The organism is Natrinema soli (assembly GCF_028618695.1).
This window is the reverse complement of record NZ_JAQIVI010000195.1, coordinates 1-6,683: the sequence shown is the minus strand read 5'-3', so window position 1 is coordinate 6,683 and position 6,683 is coordinate 1. Positions and strand designations below refer to the sequence as shown.

Below are 6,683 nucleotides of genomic sequence, written 5' to 3'. Positions count from 1 at the left end.
TCGACGCGACCGACGAGACCGTTCTCGACGCGCTGGGGCCCGACGACTCCGACGTCGTGAGGGTAACGCCCGACGGAAGCGAGCAGGAGGTCGCCGCGACGTCGGCGACGATCGGGAGCGGCGAGGCGACGATGCAGGTCACGACCTACGGCGCCGCGGACGACGTCTTCGCGACACAGAACGTCGCGACGGCCGGCATCGCGACGGTAGTGTTCATCTTCATCGTCAACCTCGGCTTCGTCGGCATCGTCCTCGGCGGCAACCTCTCGCTGAAACTCCGCCGACTCGCGGACAAGGCCCAACAGATGGGCGATGGCGACCTCGAGGCCGACCTCGAGACGGACCGCATCGACGAGGTCGGGAGACTCTACGACTCCTTCGGGACGATGCGCGACGACCTCCGGACGACGCTGAGTGATCTCGAGGACGAACGCGAACGCGCACGGGAGGCCCAGCGTCGCACCGAGCAGCGCAACCGCGAACTCGAGGCCGAGGCCGAGCGGTTCGGGGCGGTGATGGCCGACTGCGCCGACGGCGACCTCCAGAAGCGCCTCGACCCGCAGACCGACCACGAGGCGATGGCGGCCATCGCCGAGGCGTTCAACGAGATGATCGCCGATCTGGAGACGGCGGTCGCACAGGTCAAGGACATCTCGCGGGACGTCGCGCGGACGAGCACCGAGTTCCAGACCAGTTCGGAGGAGATCAGCCGCGCCAGCGAGGAGGTCAGCGCGTCGACTCAGGAAATCTCCGACGGGTCCGCGGAGCAGGCCGAGGACCTGAAGACAGCGACCAGAGAAGTCAAGGAGATGTCGGCGACCGTCGAGGAGGTCGCCGCCGCGACGAGCACGATCGCCGACCAGTCCGGGCAGGTCGACGAACTCGCGACGGCCGGCCAGGCGGCCGCCGAGGACACCACCGAGGAGATGCACACCGCCACCGACCAGACGGAAACCGTCGCCGAGACGATCCACGAACTCGAGCGCGAGGCCGAACAGATCCAGGAGATCGTCGAGTTGATCGACGAGATCGCCGAGCAGACGAACATGCTGGCGCTGAACGCGGCCATCGAGTCGGCCCGGTCCAAGAGTGCCTCGAGCGAGGACGGCGGCTTCCAGGCCGTCGCCGACGAGGTCAAGGAACTGGCGGAGCAGACGCAGGCGGCAGTCGACGACGTCGAAGCCATGATCGAATCGATACAGCAGCGAGCGACGGAGAGCGCAGCGGGGATCGAGGAGACCGAGGAGCGGATCGGCTCGGCCACCCATCGAGTCGACACCCTGGCGACCAAACTCGATCGGATCGCCGGCGAGATCGAGCAGGTCGCCACCGGCGTCACCCAGATCGACCAGGCGACGGACGAGCAGGCGACGTCCGCCGAGGAACTCGCGACGATCATCCAGGACGTCGCCAGCGTCGCCAACGAGACGAGTTCGCAGTCCCAGCAGGTCGCGGCGGCCGCCGAGGAGACCACCGCGACGATCACCGACGTCTCTGCGGAGGCGACGCGACTCGACCAGCGGGCGACGGATCTGGCCGACGCCGTCGACGAGTTCAGCGTCTCCGGCGATGCGGGCTCCGAGCGACCACGGTCGCCCGCCGCGAGGACCGGAGGTGAGAACCGATGATTCCCGAACTCGAGATGTACCGACTCGGCTTCTACGTGACGGCGGTGGCCACGCTGGTGTTCGTCGGCTGGGTCGCCAGCAAACCGGCGGGGACGCGCCGGTACTACCTGCCGGCCCCGATCGTCTGCGGGACGCTCTCGCTCGCGTACTTCGGGATGTCGATCGAGTTGCTCCGCCTGACGACGCCGACCGGGCAACCGCTACCGGTGACCCGGTATATCGATTACTTCGTCGCGACGACGATCATGATCCTCTTCATGGGGAAGATCGCGGGCGCGAGTCGACGCCAGTTGGCCGCACTCGTCGTCCTGACGGAGGTGTGGATCGGACTCAGCCTCGTCCGATACTTCCTCACGGGGGCGGCGGTGCCCGCGGCGAATCTGGGCACGGTCGTCGTCCTCGCGGCACTCCTCTACGTGATGATCTGGCCGGTGACGAAACAGTCCGGCCGGACCACCGGCGAGCGGGTACTCCTCTACGGAAAGCTCCGGAACCTGCTCATCCTGCTCTTGGTCGCCTACCTCGTCATCGGGGTCATCTCGCGGCAGGGGATCGGCCTCCTCGACGCGTTCGGCGGCATTTTCGTGGGTGCCTACCTCGACATCGCCACCCGAATCGGTTTCGGGTTGTTGCTCCTCCAGGCGACCGACGCGGTGGAACAGCTCATCACTGAGGAGTCGGGTGGTGCGGCGGACGACGGCGATACCGACGACAAAGTGACGTTCGCCGAGTCGTCCGGCAGTGATGGCGACCCGGACGTCGCGGCCGACTGACGGCCGGTCGCGGTCGATCGATCACCGTTTCGCTCACATCTGCCTACGCGATTCCATCGGCCGTTCCGTGCTGTGTGACTGCCATCGGAATTGACGGGAAACTGTCCATTTTATATCGTTGATCGGCGTATCGACGAATACAGCTCTTGTGCTGGCTCTCGAGGATGACGAAACAGAACGAACAACGAGTACGACATCGGACACGAATAGATCCCTTCCGCTGGAGGTTCGCCGACAGATCGTCGCCGACCGCCCCACACGTCGCCTCGATGACGTGGCGCGACGGTCTCTTCGTCCACTGGCCGGTCGATCCGGACGAGCTTCGACCGCACGTCCCCGGTCGACTGACTCTCGAGACCCGGGACGGCCGCGCCTGGCTGAGCGTGCTCCCGTTCGTGCTGACGAACGTGGGCCTCCGCGGGACGCCGTCGATCGCGCGGCTGGCGTTTCCCGAACTCAACGTTCGGACCTACGTCCGCTATCGTGGCGATCCCGGCCTCTTCTTCTTCAGTATCGATCTCGACAGTTCGCTGGTCGCGGCAACGATCGGCCGAAGGACGAGATTGCCCGTCTACGACGCGAACATTCGGGTCGGGGCCACCGAGGAGAACCACGTAGCCTTCGCGAGCGAACGTCGGCGGACAGACGGTGACGTTCCCGCTCGATTCGCCGCGACCTACCGTCCCGATGGCGAGATTCGGACCGCCGAACCGGACACGCTCGAGCACTGGCTCACCGCCCGTCGGCGGTTCTACGCGCCGACCGCCAGCGGCGTCCTGGCCGGCGAGATCGCACACGACCCCTGGCCGCTCCAGCCCGCCGAGGTGACGATCCACGAGAACACGATGCTCGAGGCTAACGGCCTGCCGACGCCGACCGACGACCCGGTCGTCCACTACGCCGACGAGCTGTCGATGACCGGCTCGATTCCGCGGCGGCTTGGAACCTGACCGCGCCCAGCGGGGACGCCCCGGCACTCAGTTCGGTTCGGAGCCGTCGATCGGCCGTAGAGAGCCGTTGATGGGCCGTGTAGTACGTAGCGCAGAGCATCGGTTGTCCAACCACTGTCGGAGCGCGTATCGTTAGGTTTGTTAACTACAATACGGAATAATATTCTTACACAGTACCAATGCCAACAACACGCACAGGAGCGACCGGCAACGAACGGAATTCGTTTATCTACATCGTCGCGGCGTTGGCCGCGCTCAACGGGTTACTGTTCGGGTTCGATACTGGCGTCATCTCCGGCGCGATGTTATACATTCGAAACACGTTCGAACTGGCGACCGTCTTCGGGTATTCGATAGATTCCTCGTTGATCGAGGGGATCATCGTCAGCGGGGCGATGATCGGCGCGATCGTCGGTGCGGCGCTCGGCGGTCGGCTCGCGGATCGGCTCGGACGACGACGCCTCATCCTCGTCGGTGCCGTCGTCTTCTTCGTCGGATCGCTCATCATGGCGATCGCGCCGACCGTCGAGATACTGATCGTCGGTCGAATCGTCGACGGGATCGGCGTGGGCTTCGCCTCGGTCGTCGGTCCGCTGTACATTTCGGAGATCTCACCGCCGGAAATCCGCGGGTCGCTGGTCTCGTTAAACCAGCTGACGATCACTAGCGGCATCCTCATCGCGTACCTCGTGAACTTCGCGTTCGCCGGCGGCGGCGAGTGGCGCTGGATGCTCGGCCTCGGCATGGTCCCCGCCGCAGTCCTCTTCGTCGGGATGCTGTTCATGCCCGAGAGCCCTCGCTGGCTCTACGAGCACGGTCGTGAGAGCGACGCTCGCACAGTACTCGCCAGTACCCGCGTCGAGAGTCAAGTCGAGGACGAGCTCCGCGAGATCGAAGAAACGGTCCGAACCGAGTCCGGAACGCTCCGCGACCTGTTCAAACCGTGGGTGCAGCCAATGTTGATCGTCGGCGTCGGGCTGGCGGTGTTCCAGCAGGTCACCGGCATCAATACGGTCATGTACTACGCGCCGACGATCCTCGAGTCGACCGGCTTCGCGGACACCGCCTCCATCCTCGCAACCGTCGGTATCGGCGTCGTCAACGTCGTCATGACCGTCGTTGCGGTGCTGTTGATCGATCGCACCGGTCGCCGACCGCTCTTGCTCACGGGGCTGGGCGGGATGAGCGTCATGCTCGCCGTCCTCGGGATCGCGTTCTACTTGCCCGGTCTCTCGGGCGCGATCGGCTGGATCGCGACCGTGAGCCTCATGTTGTACGTCGCGTTCTTCGCGATCGGGCTCGGCCCGGTCTTCTGGCTGATGATCTCCGAGATCTACCCGATGGAGGTCCGCGGCACGGCGATGGGCGTCGTTACCGTCGTCAACTGGGCCGGCAACCTGCTCGTCTCGCTGACCTTCCTCCGGTTGGTCGACGGCATCGGCCAGACGGGAACGTTCTGGCTGTACGGCGCGCTCTCCTTGCTCGCGCTGGGCTTTTGTTATCGACTCGTCCCCGAGACGAAGGGGCGCTCGCTCGAGGAGATCGAGGCGGACCTCCGCGAAACGGCGTTCGGAGGCGATGCCGGCGAGCAGCCCCGTGTGACGGAGACGGACGACTGACGGTCGAGACGCACTGCGTTTCGATCGTGAACGGACCGCTCGAGGCACGTCGTCGATTCGACGGCCGGCGAGCGGATCTCCTACTGACCGGTATTGATCATCCCGAACTCGTATCCGGCATCGGTCTCGCGAGCGGTCTCGTAGACCACCCGCGCGGCCGCAACGTCCTGAATCGCGAGCCCGGTCGAATCGAAGACCGTAATCCCCGTCTCGTCGGTCCGGCCCGCCTTCGACCCGACCACGAGTTCACCGATCTCGCCGTGGATGTCCGCGTCGGTCAGGATCCCCTCGCCGTACGGGACGTTGATCTCGCCCGAGTGGGTGCACTGCTCGTGATCGTCGATGACGATCCGCGCTGCTTGCAGTAGGTCGTCGGCCAGCTCGTGTTTCCCCTCGGCGTCGGCCCCGATCGCGTTGACGTGCGTCCGTTCGCCGACGTCTGCGAGCCCCACGATCGGGTCCTCGACGGGCGTCACGGTCGAGAGCACGTCGCAGTGGCCCGCCTCGGAAATCGAGCCGCTGTGGACGTCGAACCGGTCCTCGACGGTCTCGACGAACCGCCGGACGCGCTCGTCGTCGGGATCCGAGACGACGACCTCCTCGATCGGCCGGACCTCGCTGATCGCCTCGAGCTGGGTGTACGACTGGACGCCGGCTCCGACGATGCCGAGGCTCGAGGCGTCGTCGACGGCCAGATAGTCGGTGGCGACGGCCGCGGCCGCGCCGGTCCGCTTCATCGTGAGCGTGGTCCCGTCCATGATCGCCAGCGGAAACGCGGTCTCGGGGTCGGAGTAGATCATCGTCCCCAGGACGGTCGGCAGGTCGTGGTCCGCGGGGTTGTCCGGGTGGACGTTGACCCATTTCAGTCCGGCCGCGTCCCACTCGCCCGTGTCCAGATACGCGGGCATCGACCGGAAGTCGCCGTTGTACCGGGGCAAGTCGATGTAGGACTTGGCGGGCATCTGGGTGGTCCCGCGCTCGAAGGCCGCGAACGCCTGCTCGACGGCGTCGATGACGTCGGCGAGTCGCGCGTGCTCGTCGACGTCGTCGCTGTCCAAGAGAAGCGTGTTCATGCTGGTGAATATTGCGGGACGCTACTTAGTTCGTCAGTATCGACGCGTCGAGAACGACGCGGGGACCGTCAGACCGTCGCCCGGAACAGCGCGACGCTCGTTCGGTACGAGGTCAGGCGCTCTCCTTCGCTGTCGCCGTCGGATTCGTATTCGAACTCGAAGGGCTCCTCGAGCGCTGCCGGCGCGTCCGCCAGCAACGCTCTGATCTCCCGCCGACGGTCGGCCGGCAGTCCATCCGGTCGAGCCAGGCGTCGGCCTCGAGTCGCCGACTCGTCTCGTGGGCCGTCTCGACGGTCAACCCCGCGCCCGTGATCCAGTCGCGCCACTGCGCTCGAGAGTAGGTCTCGACGTGACTCGAGTCCCGGAGTCGTTCGATCCGATTGACGTGCGCCGCCAGGTCGGGATCGGCCGGTACGCAGAGGTCTTCAAGCGCGAGGACGCCGCCCGGCGCGAGGATGCGTTCGACCTCGGAAAGAAACGCTTCGGGGTCCGGAAAGTGGTGCGCGGCAAAGCGGCAGGTGACCACGTCGAACGAGTCCGTCGCGAAGGGGAGGCGTTCGGCGTCGGTGACGGCCCCCTCGAGGCCGTCGTACTCGCTCGTCGCCGTCGCGACCATCTCGGGCGCGAGGTCCGCCGCGAC

General features: G+C 66.1%; 6 protein-coding genes. 4 read left to right on the top strand and 2 right to left on the bottom strand.

Annotated elements, in window-relative coordinates; genetic code table 11:
- From PGX04_RS12670 to PGX04_RS12655, 4 genes are all read left to right on the top strand, one after another.
- On the top strand, positions 1-1,628 hold a 1,628-nt coding region (locus tag PGX04_RS12670), incomplete at its 5' end, for a methyl-accepting chemotaxis protein (RefSeq protein ID WP_273738831.1).
- Positions 1,625-2,401 carry a bacteriorhodopsin gene (locus PGX04_RS12665; protein WP_273738830.1) on the top strand — a complete coding sequence of 259 codons (777 nt, stop codon included), beginning with the start codon at positions 1,625-1,627 and terminating at the stop codon, positions 2,399-2,401. The genes PGX04_RS12670 and PGX04_RS12665, both read left to right, overlap by 4 nt.
- A 164-nt stretch (positions 2,402-2,565) precedes the next feature.
- Complete coding sequence (locus PGX04_RS12660; RefSeq protein WP_273738829.1) at positions 2,566-3,351, top strand: YqjF family protein; 786 nt, start codon at positions 2,566-2,568, stop codon at positions 3,349-3,351.
- Positions 3,352-3,530: 179 nt separating this feature from the next.
- The gene (locus tag PGX04_RS12655; RefSeq protein WP_273738828.1) at positions 3,531-4,970 is read left to right on the top strand and encodes a sugar porter family MFS transporter; all 1,440 of its coding nucleotides are present in this window, start codon (positions 3,531-3,533) and stop codon (positions 4,968-4,970) included.
- Positions 4,971-5,050: 80 nt separating this feature from the next.
- Here PGX04_RS12655 and PGX04_RS12650 read toward each other — a convergent pair whose 3' ends face one another.
- On the bottom strand, positions 5,051-6,043 hold the full coding sequence (locus PGX04_RS12650; RefSeq protein ID WP_273738827.1) for an ornithine cyclodeaminase family protein: 993 nt from the start codon (positions 6,041-6,043) through the stop codon (positions 5,051-5,053).
- A 112-nt stretch (positions 6,044-6,155) separates the two neighbouring features.
- Positions 6,156-6,683, bottom strand: a 528-nt coding sequence (locus PGX04_RS12645) for a class I SAM-dependent methyltransferase (protein WP_273738826.1), incomplete at its 5' end; no start/stop codon positions are given.